This window comes from Colwellia sp. TT2012, assembly GCF_001440345.1.
Classification (GTDB): Bacteria; Pseudomonadota; Gammaproteobacteria; order Enterobacterales; family Alteromonadaceae; genus Colwellia.
This window is the reverse complement of the sequence record NZ_LJYX01000002.1, coordinates 112,947-133,895: the sequence shown is the minus strand read 5'-3', so window position 1 is coordinate 133,895 and position 20,949 is coordinate 112,947. Positions and strand designations below refer to the sequence as shown.

Annotated in this window: 22 protein-coding genes; 5 read left to right on the top strand and 17 right to left on the bottom strand. The window is 40.0% G+C overall.

The genetic code is table 11. The annotated features are described in order from the left end of the window. Positions 1-73 precede the first annotated feature (73 nt). Together rhlB and ASU03_RS00610 are read left to right on the top strand one after the other, a co-directional pair. A complete protein-coding gene (rhlB, locus tag ASU03_RS00615) occupies positions 74-1,369 on the top strand; it encodes an ATP-dependent RNA helicase RhlB (RefSeq protein ID WP_057829972.1) in 1,296 nt (431 codons plus the stop codon). A gap of 39 nt (positions 1,370-1,408) precedes the next feature. Continuing rightward, the gene (locus ASU03_RS00610; protein ID WP_082627078.1) at positions 1,409-2,377 is read left to right on the top strand and encodes a Ppx/GppA phosphatase family protein; all 969 of its coding nucleotides are present in this window, start codon (positions 1,409-1,411) and stop codon (positions 2,375-2,377) included. Positions 2,378-2,412: 35 nt separating this feature from the next. On the opposite strand, the gene ASU03_RS00605 is transcribed toward ASU03_RS00610, so the two are convergent. After that, positions 2,413-2,670: a hypothetical protein gene (locus ASU03_RS00605; protein ID WP_231731455.1), complete on the bottom strand. Its 258-nt coding sequence runs from the start codon at positions 2,668-2,670 to the stop codon at positions 2,413-2,415. A gap of 25 nt (positions 2,671-2,695) precedes the next feature. Then, positions 2,696-3,265 (bottom strand): TetR/AcrR family transcriptional regulator, encoded by a 570-nt coding sequence (locus tag ASU03_RS00600; RefSeq protein ID WP_057829969.1) that lies wholly within the window; start codon positions 3,263-3,265, stop codon positions 2,696-2,698. A gap of 129 nt (positions 3,266-3,394) precedes the next feature. Here ASU03_RS00600 and ASU03_RS00595 point away from each other — a divergent pair, with 129 nt between their 5' ends. After that, on the top strand, positions 3,395-4,051 hold the full coding sequence (locus ASU03_RS00595; RefSeq protein WP_057829968.1) for a glutathione S-transferase family protein: 657 nt from the start codon (positions 3,395-3,397) through the stop codon (positions 4,049-4,051). A gap of 103 nt (positions 4,052-4,154) precedes the next feature. Here the strand turns inward: ASU03_RS00595 and hemB are convergent, their stop codons facing one another. The 13 genes from hemB to ftsY all read right to left on the bottom strand — a co-directional run bounded on the left by hemB (position 4,155) and on the right by ftsY (position 16,706). Then, positions 4,155-5,201: a porphobilinogen synthase gene (gene hemB / locus ASU03_RS00590; protein ID WP_057829967.1), complete on the bottom strand. Its 1,047-nt coding sequence runs from the start codon at positions 5,199-5,201 to the stop codon at positions 4,155-4,157. Between the two features lie 15 nt (positions 5,202-5,216). Beyond that, positions 5,217-6,098, bottom strand: coding sequence for a GGDEF domain-containing protein (locus tag ASU03_RS00585; protein WP_231731454.1), 882 nt, complete (start codon positions 6,096-6,098; stop codon positions 5,217-5,219). A gap of 6 nt (positions 6,099-6,104) precedes the next feature. Continuing rightward, positions 6,105-6,908: a TatD family hydrolase gene (locus ASU03_RS00580; protein WP_057830103.1), complete on the bottom strand. Its 804-nt coding sequence runs from the start codon at positions 6,906-6,908 to the stop codon at positions 6,105-6,107. Between the two features lie 105 nt (positions 6,909-7,013). Further along, the gene (locus ASU03_RS00575) at positions 7,014-7,523 is read right to left on the bottom strand and encodes a hypothetical protein (RefSeq protein ID WP_057829966.1); all 510 of its coding nucleotides are present in this window, start codon (positions 7,521-7,523) and stop codon (positions 7,014-7,016) included. Beyond that, entirely contained in the window at positions 7,520-8,284 is a 765-nt protein-coding gene (tatC, locus tag ASU03_RS00570; RefSeq protein WP_057829965.1) for a twin-arginine translocase subunit TatC, read from the bottom strand. The genes ASU03_RS00575 and tatC overlap by 4 nt, the downstream gene beginning before the upstream one ends. After that, on the bottom strand, positions 8,281-8,769 hold the full coding sequence (gene tatB, locus ASU03_RS00565; RefSeq protein ID WP_057829964.1) for a Sec-independent protein translocase protein TatB: 489 nt from the start codon (positions 8,767-8,769) through the stop codon (positions 8,281-8,283). Before tatB ends, tatC begins: the two co-directional genes overlap by 4 nt. A gap of 3 nt (positions 8,770-8,772) precedes the next feature. Next, positions 8,773-9,042: a twin-arginine translocase TatA/TatE family subunit gene (tatA, locus tag ASU03_RS00560; RefSeq protein ID WP_057829963.1), complete on the bottom strand. Its 270-nt coding sequence runs from the start codon at positions 9,040-9,042 to the stop codon at positions 8,773-8,775. Positions 9,043-9,399: 357 nt separating this feature from the next. Further along, positions 9,400-11,865 carry a TonB-dependent receptor plug domain-containing protein gene (locus ASU03_RS00555; protein ID WP_057829962.1) on the bottom strand — a complete coding sequence of 822 codons (2,466 nt, stop codon included), beginning with the start codon at positions 11,863-11,865 and terminating at the stop codon, positions 9,400-9,402. Positions 11,866-12,035: 170 nt separating this feature from the next. Then, positions 12,036-12,257 (bottom strand): hypothetical protein, encoded by a 222-nt coding sequence (locus ASU03_RS00550; RefSeq protein ID WP_057829961.1) that lies wholly within the window; start codon positions 12,255-12,257, stop codon positions 12,036-12,038. A gap of 103 nt (positions 12,258-12,360) precedes the next feature. Then, positions 12,361-13,218 carry an RNA polymerase sigma factor RpoH gene (gene rpoH, locus ASU03_RS00545; protein ID WP_057829960.1) on the bottom strand — a complete coding sequence of 286 codons (858 nt, stop codon included), beginning with the start codon at positions 13,216-13,218 and terminating at the stop codon, positions 12,361-12,363. Between the two features lie 240 nt (positions 13,219-13,458). After that, complete coding sequence (gene ftsX, locus ASU03_RS00540; RefSeq protein ID WP_057830102.1) at positions 13,459-14,424, bottom strand: permease-like cell division protein FtsX; 966 nt, start codon at positions 14,422-14,424, stop codon at positions 13,459-13,461. A gap of 11 nt (positions 14,425-14,435) precedes the next feature. After that, positions 14,436-15,125, bottom strand: a complete 690-nt coding sequence (ftsE, locus tag ASU03_RS00535; protein WP_057829959.1) for a cell division ATP-binding protein FtsE — start codon at positions 15,123-15,125, stop codon at positions 14,436-14,438. A gap of 135 nt (positions 15,126-15,260) precedes the next feature. Further along, positions 15,261-16,706: a signal recognition particle-docking protein FtsY gene (ftsY, locus tag ASU03_RS00530; protein WP_057830101.1), complete on the bottom strand. Its 1,446-nt coding sequence runs from the start codon at positions 16,704-16,706 to the stop codon at positions 15,261-15,263. A gap of 433 nt (positions 16,707-17,139) precedes the next feature. Here ftsY and rsmD point away from each other — a divergent pair, with 433 nt between their 5' ends. Both rsmD and ASU03_RS00520 read left to right on the top strand, forming a co-directional pair. After that, positions 17,140-17,763 carry a 16S rRNA (guanine(966)-N(2))-methyltransferase RsmD gene (rsmD, locus tag ASU03_RS00525; protein WP_197411162.1) on the top strand — a complete coding sequence of 208 codons (624 nt, stop codon included), beginning with the start codon at positions 17,140-17,142 and terminating at the stop codon, positions 17,761-17,763. 84 nt (positions 17,764-17,847) lie between these two features. Further along, the gene (locus tag ASU03_RS00520) at positions 17,848-18,396 is read left to right on the top strand and encodes a methylated-DNA--[protein]-cysteine S-methyltransferase (RefSeq protein WP_057829958.1); all 549 of its coding nucleotides are present in this window, start codon (positions 17,848-17,850) and stop codon (positions 18,394-18,396) included. Positions 18,397-18,533: 137 nt separating this feature from the next. Here ASU03_RS00520 and ASU03_RS00515 read toward each other — a convergent pair whose 3' ends face one another. Together ASU03_RS00515 and ASU03_RS00510 are read right to left on the bottom strand one after the other, a co-directional pair. Further along, on the bottom strand, positions 18,534-20,141 hold the full coding sequence (locus ASU03_RS00515) for a serine hydrolase (RefSeq protein WP_057829957.1): 1,608 nt from the start codon (positions 20,139-20,141) through the stop codon (positions 18,534-18,536). A gap of 77 nt (positions 20,142-20,218) precedes the next feature. Beyond that, the gene (locus tag ASU03_RS00510) at positions 20,219-20,884 is read right to left on the bottom strand and encodes a YjaG family protein (RefSeq protein WP_057829956.1); all 666 of its coding nucleotides are present in this window, start codon (positions 20,882-20,884) and stop codon (positions 20,219-20,221) included. Positions 20,885-20,949: the final 65 nt, after the last annotated feature.

The window sequence follows — 20,949 nt, the reverse complement described above, 5'->3', positions numbered from 1 at the left end:
TAGTAATACCCTAAAATCTAATTAATTAATTTTTAAGCCACTATTTAGCAATCAAAAATGTTAAGCTTGCGCCATGAAAAAAACACACTTAACTGAAACAAAATTCGCTGACCTAAATCTTGCTCCGCAAGTAGTGACCGGATTAGAAGCCATGGGCTTCGAATATTGTACGCCTATTCAGGCGATGTCTTTACCCGTTTTACTAAAAGGCACTGATATAGCTGGCCAAGCACAAACTGGTGAAGGTAAAACCCTTGCCTTTCTAGCCGCTACTTTTCATCATCTGCTACAAAAAGAAGCGCCAACACATAACCAACCTAGAGCCTTGATAATGGCGCCAACACGTGAATTAGCGATACAAATTCACCGTGATGCTAAAGAAATGGCAAAAAGCACTGGCTTACGACTTGGTGTTGTATATGGGGGTGAAGGTTATGAAAGTCAACGCTTAGAACTTGAACAAGGTGTTGATATTCTTATTGGTACTTGTGGTCGCTTAATAGATTACTTGAAACAAGGCATTTACAACCTTAGCAACATCGAAGTCATCGTACTTGATGAAGCCGATAGAATGTTTGATTTAGGCTTTATTAAAGATATTCGTTATATGTTTGATAAAATGCCTGCTGCTACTGAACGTTTAAGCATGCTGTTTTCGGCAACCTTATCGTTCCGTGTTAAAGAATTAGCCTTCGATCATATGAATGATCCAACCAGTGTTGAAATTGCCCCTGAGCAAAAAACTAACATTCGCATCAGTGAAGAGCTTTTCTATCCATCTAACGAAGATAAGATGGCTTTGTTACAAACATTGATTGAAGAAGATTGGCCTGAAAAAGCCATTGTTTTTGCAAATACCAAACATGTTTGTGAAAAAGTTTATGACCATCTGAGTGCCGATAAAATACGTGTTGGTTTATTAACCGGTGATGTGCCACAGAAAAAGCGTTTGAAAATATTAGAGCAATTTACTGAAGGTACAATAGATATTCTCGTGGCAACTGATGTTGCTGCCCGGGGTTTACATATCCCCAGCGTAACGCATGTTTTCAACTATGATCTACCTGATGATTGCGAAGACTATGTCCATCGCATTGGTCGTACTGGTCGTGCAGGCGAAAGCGGTCATGCCATCAGTTTAGCGTGTGAACAATATGTCTTTAATTTACCTGAAATTGAAACTTATATTCAACATGATCTACCCGTAACTAAGTATGATCATGATGCCTTACTGACTGACTTACCTAGACCTAAACCTCGTCAACGCCGTCATAGGACTAATACCTCAAGAACCGGTGGTAATAGACAAGGCGGACGCTATAATACTAAACCAGGAAATCGCGGTGGCAATACTAATCGCAGCAGCTAATTAGCTTCCCCTAGATATAAATGCACATTGAGTAACTTAGTGAGCCAAAATCAAGTAATTCCACAGTATGATGATAACCATTACGCTGTGGTTGATTTAGGTTCTAATAGTTTCCACCTACTTATTACCTGTTTGGTTACCGGACCAAAGGGTAAATCAATAAAAATCGTCAATAAAATTAAGCAAAAAGTTCGCTTAGCCGCAGGATTAGATAGTAATAACCTACTCAGTGATGATGCCATTTTACGTGGCCTTGATTGTCTTAAAAACTTCTCCTTATACCTACAAACGATTCCAGTAAACAATATTATTATTGTCGCAACAGCAGCATTACGTATTGCCGAAAATAATCAGCTGTTTTTTGATGCCGCTAAGAAAATATTGCCCAAAAATATTAAATTACTGAGCGGAGAGCAAGAAGCTAGAACAATATATGCTGGGGTTGCTCACACTTCTACCACCATTACCCAGCAATCACATGCTAAGAAATTAGTGCTCGATATTGGCGGTGCTAGTACTGAAATTATCGTCGGCGCTGGCTGTACGGCAAAGAAAGTAGTTAGTTTAAATATTGGCTGCGTTAGCTTTATGAGTAAATACTTTACTGGTGGCATACTTAACCAGCAGAATTTTACTCATGGTATTGCCGCCGCGGCCAATGTCATTAGCACAGTGAACAAAGACTTTATGCAACTTGGTTGGCAGTCTGCTGTAGGCCGCTCAGGCACCATGCAAGCCATGATCGAGATACTTAAGCAACGTCAGCAAACACCTATAATCACCTTAACCTTTCTTAATGAAATACAACAAACGCTAATAAGTTGCCAGACCATAGATAATATCAATATTGCGGGGCTGAGAGCAGATCGTAAAGCGGTGTTAGCCAGTGGTCTAGCCATTTTAATTGCCCTATTCGAATGTCTGCATATTGAAACATTAGCTCTATCTAGCGGCGCACTTCGTGAGGGCTTACTTTTTGAATTAGTCCCCGATGCTAAAATTATCTAAACAAATTTTCATCTTGCCGGTAGCCTTATTTAGCTTTAACTGCCTTTAGTAAAGGAAGCCTTGAAATACCACAAAGCTACCGGTATTTCAATGACGCTATAACTTAGTAGGGTAAACCAAAACCAATTTAGCTCAACCATTAAAAAATCAAACTCAACACTTGTGCCCCAGTATTTACTTGCCACAATAACCAAGGCTAAGCCAGAAGCCACGCAATCAAATAGCGCTACTTTATTAAGGTTTTTACCGGCCAATTTCGGGTACACAGAGACATAAGCAATAAGTATAATCACTGCGTTTACTAATATTATACTGAATTCAGCCGACATCATTTTCCCCATTACTTGTTAGCGATCTAATCCCTACTTGGCAAGCAGCTAAGAGTTCATTACTTAAGTCTTTATCAGCTAATGCTCTAGATAAAGCCAAGCCACCAATCATCAGCACCACGCTTTGTAGCGCTTGTTCTCGGGTTGGAGTTAAGGCTTGAGCTTGGCCGATAAAGGCTTGTAGGGTCTTGGTGTAAGTCTCTTTTACTTGCTCATCTTTTTGGCTTATATCTGATAGCAAAAAGGCTAACGGGCATGCTTGTTCATTTTGATCATCTCTATGCTCAGGACTTAAATAATATTGAGCAAAATTTTTCATGGTCTGCGGACAATTTTCAGGCTTACGCCGGTAAGCGACAGTGGCAGCTTTACTGATTGCTTGGGCGTATAAATCACTCTTTGATTTAAAGTGACTATAAAAAGCGCCTCGGGTTAACTCTGCTTTTTTCATCACTTGATCAATGGATATCTGTTCAAAACCATGATGGGTAAAGAGCATAGCTGCACTGGTTAAAATTCTTTCTTTGGACTGTTCTTTATGAGTTTCTTGCCATGCCATGGCTAAGCTCCACTTGCTTGCATATTCTAAAGATAGTATTTCATATTTTTATAATATGTTCTTGAACATATTTTAATTATGAGTAGATTATTGTCTATACAGTGAAGATTTTACATAAAGGAGAATAAAATGACAGCAGCAATACACATCTACGGGCCAAGCTTTTCTAATTTCGTTCGTACGGTGATGCTAGTGTGTGAAGAAAAGCAGCTTGCATATACCGTTGGCATCGAGGTGGATGGCAAAGAAATAACCTTTCAAGGCGAACAGCACCACATTTGGCACCCTTTTGGTAAAATACCAGTATTACTTGCAGGTAACCCGCTTCAAGGCGGCTTAGTTCTGCCGGAAACAACCAGTATTTGTCGATACCTTGATAAAGACAAGGCGTTGCAGCCCAATGATAGTTTTGCTTTTGCCCGACACGATGCTCTGTGTGCACTAATCTCTATAGATATTGATAAGGTACTGGTCAGAGAATACCTGCTAGAGTTTGCTTTTCCCAAAGGGAAAGAAAATAGTGTTCGCTTTGATGTTGTTAAAGAGGTGCAACCTAAAGCGGCAGCTACTTTAGCTATCATTGAAAAGATGTTAGGCGAAGAGACAGCTCTCGCTGCCGCAGAGTTCACCATTGCTGATGCCTTATTAGCACCCATGTTGCATTATATCTCTTGCCTACCGACAGGTTTTAACCTGATAGCTGATTATCCGAAAATAGAGCAATATTTAGCGGATTTAATGACCAGACCGTCTTGTCAAAAAGTATTAATGGCAAAAAAACTATAGTGATCGGCTTAAAATAATTCTACTCAATCAAATACTAGCCAAAAAAAAGCGCGAATAAATCGCGCATTTATATTAATTTTTAAGTTAAGTTTTAATGTAAAACTTAAGCGTCTTCTTTTAACCAGCGAGCAACTTTCTTGGCAAAATAGGTTAAAATCCCATCGGCTCCCGCTCGTTTAAAAGCGAGCAAACCTTCCATCACACAAGGTTTCTCCTCTAACCAGCCATTTTGAATAGCGGCCATATGCATGGCATATTCACCACTGACTTGATAGGCATAAGTAGGTACCTGAAAGGTGTCTTTAACGCGACGGACTATGTCTAAATAAGGCATACCCGGTTTTATCATGACCATATCAGCACCCTCGGCCAAGTCTTGGGCAACTTCATGCATAGCCTCATTACTATTAGCAGGATCCATTTGATAACTATGTTTATTACCACCTTTAATGTTGCCTGCTGAGCCGACCGCATCACGAAATGGGCCATAGTAATTAGAGGCATACTTAGCTGAGTAAGCTAAAATTTTGGTATTAACAAAACCATTTTCTTCTAATACTTGCCTGATCGCGCCGACACGGCCATCCATCATATCTGATGGTGCGACAATATCTGCCCCAGCTTGGGCATGTGATAGCGCCTGTTTTGTTAAAATATCTGTGGTGATATCATTTAAAACATAGCCAGTTTTACCGGCTTTATTGTCATCACTATCACTTATAATGCCGTCCTGTCCATGAGTGGTAAAAGGGTCAAGCGCAACATCAGTAATAACGGCGAGTTGTGGGAAATTAGCTTTAAGGGCACGCACTGTACGTTGCGCCAAGCCTTCAGGGTTATATGCTTCTTCAGCCATGAGTGATTTTTTATCATTGGGCGTTACCGGGAAAATTGCAATGGCCGGTATGCCTAAATCGACCAACTCTTGTGCTTCTACTAATAAAAGATCAAGACTTTTACGCTCAACCCCCGGCATGGAAGCAATAGCCTCTCGCTGATTCTCCCCTTCAAGTACAAAAACCGGGTAAATGAGATCATTAACCGTTAACTGAGATTCTGCCATTAAACGACGGGTATGATCATCCACACGCATACGGCGCAGTCGACGAGCAGGATATTGGCCAAAAGCCAAACTACCATTGAGAGACATAAACATTCCTAAAAATTATTCTGTTAAAATATATTGTTGCGTTTGATTGCGACCATTATTCTTTGCTTGGTATAGCGCTTTATCAGCGCCAGAGAAAATTTGTTCGGGGCCAATATCCACTTCTTGCTGGTAAGTACAAATACCACAACTAATCGTTAGCGCTATCTCGATTTCTTGGAAAATGAAAACTTGTTCATTTAACAACAAGCGTAATTGTTCAGCCAGGAGTAGTGCACCTTCTACATCGGTATTAGGGAGAATGAGACAAAATTCCTCACCACCATAACGAAATGCTTTATCAGCGCTACGCTTCAAGCTTTGCTTAATATGTTTCGATAGCCAAATAAGACACTGATCTCCGGCTAAATGCCCATAATTATCATTCACTAATTTAAAATGATCAATATCAATTAACACTAAACTTAAAGGGGTAAGATTACGGCGACTACGGCGATACTCGGCTAATATTTTTTGATCGTAAAATCGTCGGTTATGTAAGCCGGTAAGTTCATCTAGGACATTTTTTCGTTCAAGCTCTTGGTTTGCACTTTCTAATTCTTGCAAGGCTATATTAAGCTCTAGCGTACGCTCTTGTACCCTTTCTTCTAATAAATCTTGACTGTCTTGTTGCTCTTCAGTCAAGCTTTTCATGGTTTGCTCGGCTATTTTGTTATTGTTTTTTGCTAACTTAAGCTGCAATAACATTTGTTGATATTTTTTGTGAAAATGCCGACTTAAATAACAAGTAATGATGGCGGTTATGACGCTGCCAAAAAAAAACCCCATAGTAAAATATAGCGGTTCGCTACTCTCTGCGGTAACCGCCATAGTCACAGGAGTATACAAGATCAATAAAGCTGCATAACCTGTAATTTTAGCGATAACGACTGGCTTCATTTTAAATTAATTCCTTTTTGTAGGAAAATTAAACACCTTTTCGGCATTACGACTAGTTTGCCAAGCTATCTCTTCTTGGTCAAGCCCGGTAATGCTAGTAATTTCTTTCAGTATGTAAGGTAAATAACTGGGTTCGTTGCGGCTACTTTTCGGTTTTGGTCGGATCGTTCTAGGCGTTAAATAGGGCGCATCCGTTTCAATTAACAAACGATTTAACGGGATCAAACTGACAATGTCACGAAGGGCTTGACCGCGGCGCTCATCACATAGCCAACCGGTAATGCCAATATACATATCAGCGTTAATACATTGCATTAATTCATTTTTCGAACCGGTAAAACAGTGAGCGACCATGGCAGGTACTTTATCTAAGTAGGGCGATAGAATATTAAACCAGGGTACAAAAGCATCTCTTTGATGTAAAAATAATGGCATTTGTAATTCAGCCGCTAAAGCAACCTGCTCGCTAAAAACTATTTTTTGCTGGGCGGGTGTTGAAAAATTGCGATTAAAATCCAGACCACATTCCCCAATAGCTTTGACCTGTGTGTGCATGGCTAATTGTTTGAGCTGAGCTATATAGTCAACTGAAACATGGTCAGCATCGTGCGGGTGAACACCGGCTGTGCTATATAAAAAATTAGGAAAATCTGTTTGGTATTGCTGGCACAGTGCTAAGGCTTTTTGACTTTCGACAACACTAGTCCCAGTGATCAGTAAACCACTGAGCGCTGCCGATTGTGCGCGAGCAATTACCGCTTCACGATCTTTATCAAAGCGTTTATTGGTTAAATTAACACCTACATCTATTAAGGCCTTGTTTGATGAGGCCTTGTTTGATGAGGCCTTAGCTGCTGAGGTCTTAGCGGTTAAGTTATTACCTTTTAACAAGTTGTTATTCAAACTAGTCTCGCTCTATTTTAATCTTTTTACTTTCATGCGTTTATTGGCATTTTCTTTTTGTAAAAATACCGCACTAAGTGCACCTTTGGTTAAAATCACCTCTTGGCCGATTTTTAACTTAAACTTAATGCTATCTTTTTGTTGCCATTTCTGACCGTTTTCAAAGGTTATTTTCCACTGTCCTCGTATGGTTTTAGATAATTTACTAATGGTTAGGGTTATGCTATTTATTTCGTTAGCGCGTTCTTCACTGGTTTTTATTACCTGCTCTTTAGCAAAAGTATCAATTTGCTGTGCAGTTAAAGCCACTTGTCCAGCGGTTACCGATGTACTTGCTAGCTTGCTTACTGATGGCTTTTGCTGACTAAGTGCATCAAAACAAGTTAATCTTGCTTGGTCCTGGCTTATTTGTCGACAAACCTTAATGTCAGCAGCTAGATTAGTCGTCTGACCTAATGCTAATAGGGGAAATACCAAGCCGCTGATAAGTGCGGTACCGGTTAATAAATTCATTGCTGTCATTCTTTACTCTCTTTTGCATCAATTGAATTATCTTCGTCTTCTTTATGATAAAACGAAGCAATAATAATACCCACTTCAAACAATAGCAGCATAGGCACAGCCAACATAGTCTGTGAAATAATATCAGGCGGTGTTAATAACATGCCCACAATAAAAGCACCCACCACTACATAGGCTCGTTTTTCTCTTAAGCTATCAGGTGTCGTTATACCCGTCCAACACAGTAAAATGATAACAATGGGGATCTCAAATGCCGCGCCAAAAGCAAAAAAGAGCTTTAAAATGAAGTCCAGATAACTACTAATATCTGTGGCAATCATCACCCCTTCTGGTACTACAGAAGCAAAAAAAGTAAACACTACTGGAAAAACAATAAAGTAAGCAAAAGCAATACCGCTATAAAACAGTAGCGTAGAACCAAACATTAATGGCACAATCAAACGTTTTTCATTACTGTATAAACCTGGTGCCACAAATGACCACATTTGATATAAGACAAATGGCATAGCAATAAAGAGTGATAATACCAAGGTTAATTTAAAGGGGGCAAAAAACGGCGAAGCAACATCGGTTGCTATCATTTGTGAGCCCTCAGGCATAGTTGCTAACAATGGCTGTGCCACATATTGGTAAATATCTTGGGCAAAGTATACCAAGCAACAAAAGACAATTAACACCGCTAAAATGGCGCGTAATAAACGATTACGTAATTCTAACAGGTGATCAAATAGGCTGGCACTAGGTGCTGGGGCTGTGCTCATGATTGGCGTTTATCACTTTCTGGGTTAGCTACTTTTGTTGATTGTTCAGCTGATTGTGCTGCGGAACTTGTTTCGGCTACCGTTGCACTATCGGTACTCGGGCTTTTAGCACTATCGTCTTGCTCCACTTCAGTATTCACTGAAGATAGCGACGAAGAGGAAATCATGGCATCTAAAGCTTGATTGTCCACTTTTTTAAAGGGTTCAGTGACCGAGGCTGCCGCCTCTTGCAATGTTTTTAATGACTCGGCGACTGCTGGACTTAAGTTTTGTAAATTGCTTTGCTCGGCTTTTTTCAAATTAGCGTGCAACTCATGAATGCGTAACTCTTCAGTAAGCTCAGCTTTAACGGTATCACTAAATTTACGTGCACCCGTTATCCAGCTGCGCAGCGTACGAATTGCAACGGGTAAACGCTCAGGACCCAAAATAACCAAGCCCATAATTGCAATAAGAATTAATTCCCAAAAACCTACATCAAACATAAATTAAGCCTGATCGGTTTCTTTAGTCTTACTGGTGGCTTTACTACTTGCTTCTGCTGCACTACTAGAGTTATCAGCTAAACTATCCGAGTTTTTTTCAGCACTAGATTTTTCGACACTATTATTTTGCTCTTTCTCTTCACCGATAGCACTTTTGAAACCTTTAATCGCTGAGCCCAAATCACCACCTAAATTACGCAGCTTTTTAGTGCCAAATAATAACACGACAATCACGGCAATAATAACTAGTTGCCAAATTCCGATGCCACCCATAATAAATTACTCCTGCTATTTGATGTTCACATGACTAAGCAATACCCTAGTTCATGCTTTTTGTATCAACATTATATACCTAAATAATACTGGGAAACGAGTAAAAACAGTAAATGAGTGGGGAAATGATGAGCTAAAACAATATTTATTTTGTCGGTAAGTCAGTTTCGATAATAATCGCTCAAATAACCAGTCAGAATACCAGCCACGCCGACAATTAAATAGCCCTCAAACTGGCGATAAAGCAGTGCTTCAATAAAACCGATCAAAAAAGGCGACTAAGTAGTCGCCTTAAATTTTAGTGGCTGATATTCAACTTAATGAAGATCAGCCATTATTACCCGCAATGAATACTACTTAGAATTTGTAAGAAGTATTAACAAAGAAAATACGACCGACCACATCATAAATGTTGGGTACTGTATTCATGTCATTACCATTTGGTACTTCTTCTGGTTCAGTATCAAATAAGTTCTTGATACCGCCGGTTACCTGCCAAGCATCATTAACATGGTAAGCTGTTGATATATTGTGATAGACCACGTCATCCGTGGTAAATACGTCTTCGTAGTTAACACCGTCCATACCTTGAATGTAGTTAGCCGTGTAAAGTAGGTTTAAGTCTTCAGTGATATCAGCACTAATACTTAGGTTAGACTTTAACTGCGAGTAACCACCCATATTGCCATCAATGGTACCTTCATAGGAAACATTGTCTTCTTCAAACTCTATCAAGTAAGTGGTATCAAGCGTTATTCTAAAGATGCCCGCAGTGTAGCTAACATTCCAATCTATACCGGAAGTATTTTGATGACCTATATTCGTCAACATTGCCGTCATGTTAGATAAATCACCATCTTGGGTGATATTAATGGTTGTACATGCTGTTGCGTCTCCAGCCTTACACTTATCCATTTCAACTTGCACATTTACCCGGCTAATGGCATTGGTAATATCAAACGACCAGTAATCTACAGTAGTAGATAAACCCTCAGTGACTTCCCATACCACACCGGCAGTGAATGACTCACTTTCTTCTGGTTGTAAATTGGCATCGCCGATATAATTAACTTTAATTTGAGCGTCTAGTTCGTTGCCCCACGGATCATCTAAGTAATCAAAAGAGCCTGAGTTACCACTGTATAATTCACTAACACTTGGCGCTCTAAAGCCTGTTGCCGCTACTGCTCTAAACATTAAACCATCGATAATGGTATAAGTAGCTCCTAACTTCCACGTGGCTGCGCCACCAAAAGTTGAGTAGTTATCGTAACGAGTCGCTGCTTCTAGCGAGAATGAATCTGTAACAGGTATTGAAACTTCACCATAAATAGATTGTACTGAATAGTTACCTTCAGTTGGGTCTTGTTGTGCCGCAGTGCTTTCACCGTCTTGGGTGACTTGATCAGGGGTGTAGTAGCCACTTTCAAAACGGCTTTCAACACCAATGGCATAACCAATATCAGCGTCATTAATACCACTATAACCTGCGGCTAAGATAAATTGCTCGTTACCACCTTCATTGTTTTCAGTGTACATAATGCCTTCACTTGCTAGGAAGGCATTATCCATAGGGTCGCCACTGAACCAATCTTCTTGATTGTTGTAGATACTTTTTTCCATATTACCGGCATGGATAGAGTTAGCAACACTGTCTTTTGAATCATTACGGCCATAAGTCACTGACATATCCCACTGCGAATCATTACTCAAATAACCAGTTAAACCAACTGAAGCTCGGTAAGTATCTGTTTCTTGGCCATAAATACGAGGACCCGCATCAGTCATACGACGTCTATAATTTAAAGAGTCTAGCGTGTTGCCATCTTCATCTTTAAATTGATCGGTATATTTATCATCTAACAATGCAGTATCTAAGTCGATATTTGCTGGTTGTGGTGCCATTTGCTGATTTGACTCACGACGCGTATACATAAGATCAATACTAAGCTCGGTATCGTCAGCAATTTCACTGTTAAAGCTAGTAAATAAACTTAACAATTCATTGGGCGTTTGTGCATAACTATCATCGGTATAATCATAACTCTCGTCACGTGGTTTAAAGCCACCATTACCATCTGGCATCATGCCACCTAAGCTACCACCGGGAATAAATGATGACTCACCTGCAGGCACAAAATCACGATCCGACTGAATAACTTCACCACGCTTTGAGTACTGCACACCAAGCACTAGGTTACCACCGGCAAATTCACTGCCGTGTAAAATACTAAAACCGCCACTTTCACCATCACCTTTGTCGGTAATGCTGCCATCAGCAGTGACTTCTGTACCTACAAAATCTTTTTTGGTGATAATGTTAATTACACCAGCGATAGCATCTGAGCCATATACCGCCGAAGCACCATCTTTCAAGATTTCAATGGATTGGATCATTGATACCGGAATAGTATTTAAATCTACGGAAGAATTAGCACCTGTACCTGAAGCCACCATACGACGACCATTTAATAACACTAACGTACGTTGAGTTCCCATACCACGTAAGTTAACTGTTGCTGAGCCACCTGAACCATTATTCGAGGTAGCACCTAAGCTCATACCCGCCGCAGCAGGTTGCATTGCTAATATTTCTTGTACTGAGGTAAAACCACTTTTAGCGATAAAATCTGCAGAAATCACTGTGATTGGACTAGCGGTTTCGATATCTGTTCTGCTAATACGAGAACCGGTTACGGCAATACGTTCAACTTCTTCTGCGCCTTCTTGGGCAATTGCTTGTACTGTAGTCATTGATGTTGCGGCAAGGGCAAACATTACTGCGCGGCTGACAATATTCTTTCTGGCTGTTCTTAGGCTCATTACTTCTACCTTTTTATCGTTAATGTATTGGGAACTGATATATACCCGTTCCTATTAATACTGCGCGATCTATTTGCAAAAGTTCGTTTTCAAGTGTGGTAATTTAGTTAAAGCTGCAACGAACTGGTGACTTTTAAGCCTATAGTTGTAACCAACTGTTACCTGAAAGGTTATTTTTTAGCTGGTGGCAAAATAAATAACGCTCTAATGGGATTAATGACTAGCGATAAGGTGGGGATAAATTTGATAATACCATTTTCATTAAGTTTGTGATCTTGTTGTGCGTAGGGAAAATAAATCAGGGAAAGGCGCTCGATTGACCAATAGCTGGCTATTGGGATTGAGAGCAACGCCGCCTTGGAGTATTTTAACCAGCACAAGTGGGCAATCATTTAATGAAATTGCTATAACATGACTATGCAGTAAAATTTAGCCATAAAAAAACCGACATCAAGTCGGTTTCTTTACATAGGTTTTTTTGAGTTTAGATAAAGCTTAATCAAATACCATGGTATTTTTTAATTTAGATAAAGCATTTTTTTCTAACTGCCTTACCCGCTCTGCTGATATCTGATATTTATTAGCTAGCTCTTGCAAGGTGGTTTTATCTTCTGTTAACCAACGTGTTTTAATAATATCTTGGCTACGGTCATCCAGTGTCACCAGTGCGGTTGATAAACGCTTATTGGCATGACGTTCCCAATTATCATTTTCAACTTCAACGGCTAAATCTGATTGTTTATCTTCCAAGTATTGCGCAGGTGAAAAACTACCGGCGCCAATATTATCATCATCGTCTTTTGATAATTCAAACGATTGGTCATGGCTACTCATACGAGATTCCATTTCCATAACGTCTTTAGTGGTTACACCAAGACTCTCTGCTACCGTATTTACTTCTTCGGTGCTGAACCAGCCTAAACGTTTTTTATTTTTACGTAGATTGAAAAATAATTTACGTTGCGCTTTAGTGGTGGCAACTTTGACAATGCGCCAGTTTTTAAGCACATATTCATGAATTTCTGCTTTAATCCAATGAACAGCAAAAGACACTAAACGTACACCTACTTCGGGGTTAAAGCGTTTAACCGCTTTCATTAAACCGACGTTGCCTTCTTGCACTAAATCAGCATGAGGCAAACCATAACCTGAATAACCTTTAGCAACATGAATAACAAAACGTAAGTGCGACATAATTAATTCTTGTGCCGCTGATAAATCATTGTCGTTATAAAGACGAGTAGCCAGATCATGCTCTTTTTCAGCCGTAAGCATAGGAATGTTATACGCTGATTGCATATATGCTTCGATGCTACCACTTTTTGGTAGGGTAAGTTGCATTGTTTGACTCATAATAACTCTCCTTTCTCTCTTTGATTCGCCCGCGATAGTAACATAGTTCGACACTCTTTGCGATAGCGGGGACATGAACATTAGCCTAATAAAAAGGGGGGCACAAGGCGATCTTTCAAATTTTTGATGAATTAAATGTGACACTTTGTAAGGGGCTTTACTTTTCAGCTTTAAACAAGCGAAGAAACAAACAGATAAGTAAGAAAACAATCCGTTGCAATCAAACTTATTTTTTCGTTGTTAATCCGCATTGGGCTCTATTGCCTTGATATGTTGACTGACCGAGATATAACTACCCAGTAAAGCCAGCACAACAGCAAAAGCAATAAGCATTAAGGCTTCACTGCCAGCAAGACCCTGTAATTGAAAACTACTTTGATAAAGTTCAGTTAAATCACTTATCGCATAACCTAGATACCAAGCAAGTAAGGTAACGGCAATACATGAAAGTATGCCGCCAAAAATACCGTACCAAATACCCGCATATAAAAAGGGCCGCTGAATAAAACTATCGGTTGCACCCACCAATTTCATAATAGCGATAGCATCTTTTTCATTTAAAATAGCTAAGCGAATGGTATTACCAACAATAAGCACCACAGATAAACATAACAATAAGGCGACACCAAGGACAATATCTTCAATTAAGCGCGCTATGGCCTCTAAACGTGTTAACCATTCTAAATCTAGCTTACCTTGGTCAACTTCGCGCTCTTTATTCAATTTTGCTAATAAGGCATTAGCGGCTTGCGCTTGGCTGGCTCTTTGTGTTGGTGTCACCAGCAATGTCGCTGGTAATGGGTTGGTCTCTAAATAGTCAAGTGACTGGCCAAAACCGGATAAAATTTTAAACTCTTTTAAGGCTTGTTCGGCGGAAATATATCGAACTTCGGCGACTTCATTATAAAGGCTGATACGTTTTATCAGGTTTTGTGTGCTCTTTTCACTGGTTGATAGCTTTAAAAACAGGGTGATTTGCGCAGCACTATCCCATTGTTCACTAACTTGCTGGGCATTCTTAACAAAAAGGTGCAAAGTAGCAGGCAAAGCCAAACTGATCCCTAAAACAAAAATCGTCATCACGGTAGTAAAAGGTGTCCGCCATAAATCACCTAAGCTACCTATGGCTTGCTGCACATGTCGTATCGGTAAGGTTAAAAGGCGTGTTAATAAACTTGAACGTGCTGTTAAACCACTGCTATGCATATTGTTCATCACTAACCCCCCTGCACTTGTAAGCCATCTACAATACCATCATTAATCATGGTGCCCTCTTTTAGCGTCAGGGTACGATATTTCATGCGGGCAATTAAACCTAGGTCATGAGTAGCAATCAACACAGTGACACCTGCGGCATTAAACTCTTCAAATAAATGAATAATATCTAGCGATAACTTGGGATCTAGATTACCTGTTGGCTCATCGGCAAGCAGAATAGGCGGTTTGTTGACAATGGCGCGGGCAATGCCAACACGCTGTTGTTCACCACCCGAAAGCATATGTGGGTAACATTTTAATTTGGCCGCTAAATGCACTTTATCCAATGCAGTAGCAACCCGTTTTTTTATTTCTTTATGGCTGACACCTTCGATAATTAAAGGTAAAGCGACATTATCAAAAACGGTGCGATCTTTAAGTAAATTATGACTTTGAAAAATCATGCCAATACCACGGCGCACATAAGGAACCTGCTTATATTTAATGTCAGCTAGCTCGGTATTATTTACTTGAATACTGCCAGAGCTAGGCTTTTCCATCAGTGAGATTAATTTTAATAAAGTACTTTTACCTGCGCCTGAATGGCCCGTTAAAAATGCCATTTCACCGCTTGCCAAGCTAAAACTCACTTGTTTTAATGCCAAAAACCCACCGGGATAGGTTTTATTTACCTTATTGAAATTAATCATATTGTTTTTATATTTTGCCCTGATTAGCAGGATAACTTAGCACAGTTCCCCGCAATATACTCAAACGGCTTTAAAATGCTTATTTAGCATCACCAAGCAATAATCTGTTTTAAAGTCGTTTGAGGCTGTGCTTATTTATTTGCTAAAAATTGCCTCGATAAAGTCATCACCATTAAAGGGTCTTAAATCATCGATACCTTCACCCACACCTAAATAACGAATAGGAATATTATGTTTATCGGCAATAGCAAAAAGAACACCACCTTTGGCGGTACCATCTAGCTTAGTCACAGTTAACCCCGTTAAACCGACCGCTTCATCAAACAACTTAGTTTGACTTAAAGCATTTTGCCCGGTGCCCGCATCAAGGGTAAGCATCACTTCATGTGGGGCATTAACGTCTAATTTTTTCATTACCCGCACGATTTTTTTCAACTCTTCCATCAAATGGGCTTTATTTTGTAAACGACCCGCCGTATCAGCAATGAGGACATCAACTTTACGCGCCTTTGCGGCACTAATGGCATCAAAAATAACAGAAGCACTATCAGCACCGGTATGTTGCGCAATAACAGGAACATTATTACGCTCTCCCCAAACTTGCAATTGCTCAACGGCAGCGGCTCTAAACGTATCCCCTGCAGCAAGCATTACGGATTTACCCTCAGCTTGGAATTGCTTAGCCAATTTACCTATAGTAGTGGTTTTACCAACACCATTTACGCCAACCATCAGTATAACAAAGGGTCCGTCACTCTCTGGGATAACTAAAGGCTGGCTAACATCTGCAATGATTTTCTTTAATTCTATTTTCAGTAAGTCATACAAGGCAGAAGCATCTTTTAGCTGCTTTCGACTAGCACTTTTCGTTAATGAATCAATAATTTTCATGGTGGTTTCAATACCAACATCGGCCAACAACAAATGGGTTTCTAACTCCTCAAATAAGTCATCGTCAATTTGTTTACCTCGAAACAAATCAATTAAGCCACCACCTAAATTTTGCCTAGTTTTACTTAATCCTTGCTTTAAGCGAGCAAAGAAACCCAGCTTAGCTTCCGCTTTTGTTTCAGTTTTTTCTTCATCTTGGTCCGCAACGGTCTTGATGTCACTCGGCTCAAGCGTTGTTGAGCTGCCTGCTGGTACTGGTTTATTTTGCACTGACTCATGAGCAGACTCAGCTTCAGTTGTTTCTTCACCTTGCTCACTAGCGGTCATCTCAGCTAATAATTTTTCCTCGGGTAGCACTTCATCAGCTAGAGCAATAATGCTGTCGACAACGTCAGCGACTGGTTCGGCAACCTTAATGCCATGCTCGACTTTTTGCTCTTCGCCACTTTCATGTTCGACGCTGCTCGCATCATTAACTGCCGGGACAATTTTCTCTGGCCCAGCGACATCTGCTGTGCTTAGTTCAGCGGTTTGCTCACTGGTCGGTTCGCTTATCGGTTCGACAAGTGGCTCAACTACGGGCGCTGGTGCAAGCTTAGCATCGGGAAGATGCTCTGTTGAACTTTCTGCTGTGCTTTTTTCAGCGCTTGCTTGCTTGGCTTTTTTGCCAAAGCCTAACCAAGACAACATACCTTTTTTTTTCGACACTTTTAGCTACCTAAATATATTATACCAAACGGATTAATTAACTGACCAACTTAGAACTACGTTAGTGAGCTTAGAACAAACAAAATGAGTTAAACATAGTTATTCTATATTTCATTCATTTTGTGACGTTATCAGTTTGCTAACGAGTTCCCGAAGGGCGAGTACCTAATAAAAAGTAAAGGCTTACATGCGGCGTTATTGATTTTGACAAGGGAATAACCATTCTCATCAATCAATGCCTTGCCTCTAAGCCTTTTAATTCTCGCTAAGTGATCAGTTCATTAGTCCGATTGGTATTACAGTATGGATTTGTTTGCGATAATACCAATTGGATTAATTAATCTACTTGGTATAAAGGCCAAACAAGGATAAAATTGGCGCTATATTAGCACTTAATAGCAAAATTGTCAGTGATATGAAACAAGCAAAAAAACAACTTAATAGAAAAGCTCCTGCGGGGATGACTCAGGAAAAATCTACCGGTAAGATCCGCATTATTGCCGGAAAATATAGAGGCAGGAAATTACCGGTATTAATGGCTGATGGTCTAAGGCCAACCACCGATAGAGTAAAAGAAACCGTCTTTAACTGGCTAATGCCTTACATTAATCAAGCTAATTGCTTAGATTGCTTTGCTGGCTCTGGTGGCTTAGGTTTTGAAGCATTATCACGTGGCGCTGCTCAAGTTACCTTAGTGGAATTAAATAAAGCCGCGGCTAAACAACTACAAGCCAATAAAGAGCTACTTAAAGCTGACAATGTCATGGTGATTAACCGTGATGCACTTGCTTTTCTTAAGTTGGGGAAAACGGCAAGTAGCCACAAGCCCTTTGATCTAGTTTTTCTCGACCCTCCTTTTAGAAAACAGCTAGTAGAGCAAGCGGCAGCATTATTAAATCAATATGGTTTAGCTGAGCAAGCACTCATTTATGTCGAAATGGAAGTTGAAAGCAAACAGCTTATGCCAGAAAACTGGCAATTATTAAAAGAAAAAATCGCCGGTCAGGTTGTCTATCAGCTCTATCAATATAAAGCCTAATTTCGCTATTGGTAACAATATTTTGAAGTCATAACTTGAAACAATAAATTAAAGCACTGGAGGCAACTTTTGGCAACAACAAGTATGTATACCGACTATCTCGACACGCCATTAGGTTTATTTGAATTTATGGCCTCCGAGCAAGGCATTTGCCAAGCTATTTTTTGTGGTGATAAAGTTTGTGGTGGTGAACAAGCGCAAGGCAAAACTAATGACATCACGGCACTGTGCAAACAGCAATTAACAGAATACTTTGCCAGTGAGCGCCAAGTATTTACCCTGCCGCTGGATCCACTAGGAACATCATTTCAACAATCAGTATGGCGTTGTCTAACAGAAATTCCTTTTGGGCAAGTAAAATCCTATGGCGACATAGCCAAGATGCTCAATAAGCCAAAAGCTGCCCAGGCGGTTGGTGGCGCTAATGGCAGAAATCCTATTACTTTAATAGTACCTTGTCATCGCGTTATTGGTGCTGATGGCGCTTTAACGGGTTATGCCGGAGGTATTGAACGTAAACTCTGGTTATTAAAGCATGAAGGGGTCAGCGTTAAAGCCTCTGATGAATACACCCAGCTAGATATCAATAATGTGATTCATAAACGACAAGCAAAAACACAATTTCTCCGCTAATATCCACGCTGAATTGGATTAGCTTATTGGCTAAAAACAAAAAAGGAGTGCCAGATTAGCACTCCTTTTTCATTAGTAAACTCGTTAAACTGCACTTAGCGAGCAATCAGCCATTATCCAGAGTTCAGCTTAGTGAGTTATTTTTTAGGTACTAATTTCAAGTCATGAAAATCAAAGCTAAAATCGGTCGCCAACGATACCGCCTTCATGGTGACGTAGTTAATACCACCCTCTTCATTTAAATTGAAATTCACAAAGGCATCAGCCTCAAGGGTTCTATCATGCCAACGGACAATAAAGGTATTATGCTGGTAGTGCTCTAGTGTACCTTGTAACGCTGCGGTATTAGAAAATTGCATATGCAGCTTATTATTTTTAAAACTAATATGAATTTCTCCATACCAATTATCAACATAGCTTTGTGCATAATCACGTAGTGCCAACGAATGTACTGAGTTTTTATTGACTGAATCCGCCATTTTAGCTAAGCGCTTTTTCTCTTTTGCTCTGTTTTTTTGCTGTTTCGCGTGATAGTAAGCGATCCAATCTTTTTCTTCTAACTCAAGGTACTCATTTAAGATCTCGTGGTAGATAGCGTTAAAAGCATAACCCGATTGCTGGTTGGTCAGGATCACCATAGCCAAATTTTCTTCTGGCACTAATACCACTTTTGACACCATGCCTAAGATACCACCACTGTGATGAATTAATTTCACCCCATGGTAGTCTTTCATAAACCAGCCTAAACCATAGGCAGAAAAATGGGTTTTATCTTGTTGAGTCGCTTTATCAGTAACCGATAATAAGGTGCGCGGCTGCCACATGGCACGACTTTGTTTGGCTGAAAATAATCGAGCTGCCTTGCCATCAATAATACCAGCCTCGGCTATGTCGCCATACTGGCCTTGATTAAGCTGAGCCAACAGCCACAAACTCATATCATTTACACTTGAAGCAACAGAGCCCGCGGAGGAGAATTTTTCTAAGAAATCACCGTCAACCACATGTAATTTTCCGTTAAGTGGCACATGCGCTCTGGCGACATTTTTATTTGTTTTTTCAATTTGTGAGAAGGTTGCTCGGGTATTGTTCATGCCAAGTGGCGTAAAAATACGCTGTTGGATGACCTCTTGCCACGATTGTCCGGTGATACGAGCAATCACTTCCCCGGCAATAATGTACATCAAGTTATCGTAAGCAAATTCACTACGAAAGCTAGACACTTCCGGTAAATATTTTAAACCGTTGAGGATATCGGCATTGCTTAAGCTAGTGTTTGGCCAAATCATCAGATCACCAGCACCTAGGCCTAAACCTGAATTGTGGGCTAACAAGTCAACCATAGTGAATGCACGAGTGACATAGGCATCAGGCATTTGAAATTCAGGAATAACGTCAATGACTTTAGTTTGCCAAGTCAACTTACCTTCATCAATTAAGCTCGCCAATAATGCGACTGTCATCGCTTTAGTATTTGAAGCAATACCAAATAAGGTCTCCGCAGTCACTTTAGTTGATTGACCCTGCTCAATAACACCAAAACCTTTGCTCATCACCACCTGGTTATCTTTGATAATAGCGACCGCTACACCTGGCACTTGAAAGGTATTCATGGCTTGGCTAATGGCTTGTTCAATCTTAGTGTTTTTCTCTACCATACTACTTGCTTGCAGCGGAGTAGCCACTAATAAGCTTAAGGTGAAAATCAAGGTGATTGAAAACAATGTGTTACTGAGTAACTTCATTTTTCTTCCTATTATTAACATTATTATTTTTATTTAAGCGCTAGGTTAAGCTTTGCTTTTCCTTAGCCACTATTAAACTAAGAGATCTCTATACCCAAATTCGATAAACCTTCAGATAGGCTCATCTGCTTAGCTAATTGACAGCTACGCTTATCTTCAGCCGCAAATTTTAGAAAGTCGAACAGCTCATTTTGGCTATCTTTTTCCCATTGCATTAATGGATGGGCATTCATTTGTTCATCCGTGATCTCAAGCGCTTCGGTAATAGGTTGCTGAGCGACTTCATTAGTCTCTGCCACTTCCTCAGCTTCTTCAAGTAAAAGCAACTCAACATAATAACTAACACTATTATGGGATAAGCGACTAATACTTTTGATATCCTCTAGATCCACTTCTGACACTGTCGATCTTTTCAGTGGCTTACTTTGCATTAATTGCCATAACGCGGTTAACGCCATACAAGCATCCAGTGCGGGGAAGACACCAAAAGAATCAAATGCTTCGGGATCCGGTATTTCAGCCTCCAACTTGAGTAGTTGGGCATCAATATTAATTTTCACCGTATTACGATTGGCAAGCCATTGCCAAATAATATCGAGTTGATTGCGCAGTATTTTAGCATCACCAAAATCAACGGCCTCACTAAACATTTGATAGTTAGGTAACATACGCTCAAGTAGCGCCGCGGAAAAAGCAATTTGCTGCCATTGACTTAATTTGACAAAGGGAAGGTAAATAGCCACTTATACTTATACTCAGTTGCGATAATTAACTGGATTATACCCAAGCCTATTCAAAATGCGAATAG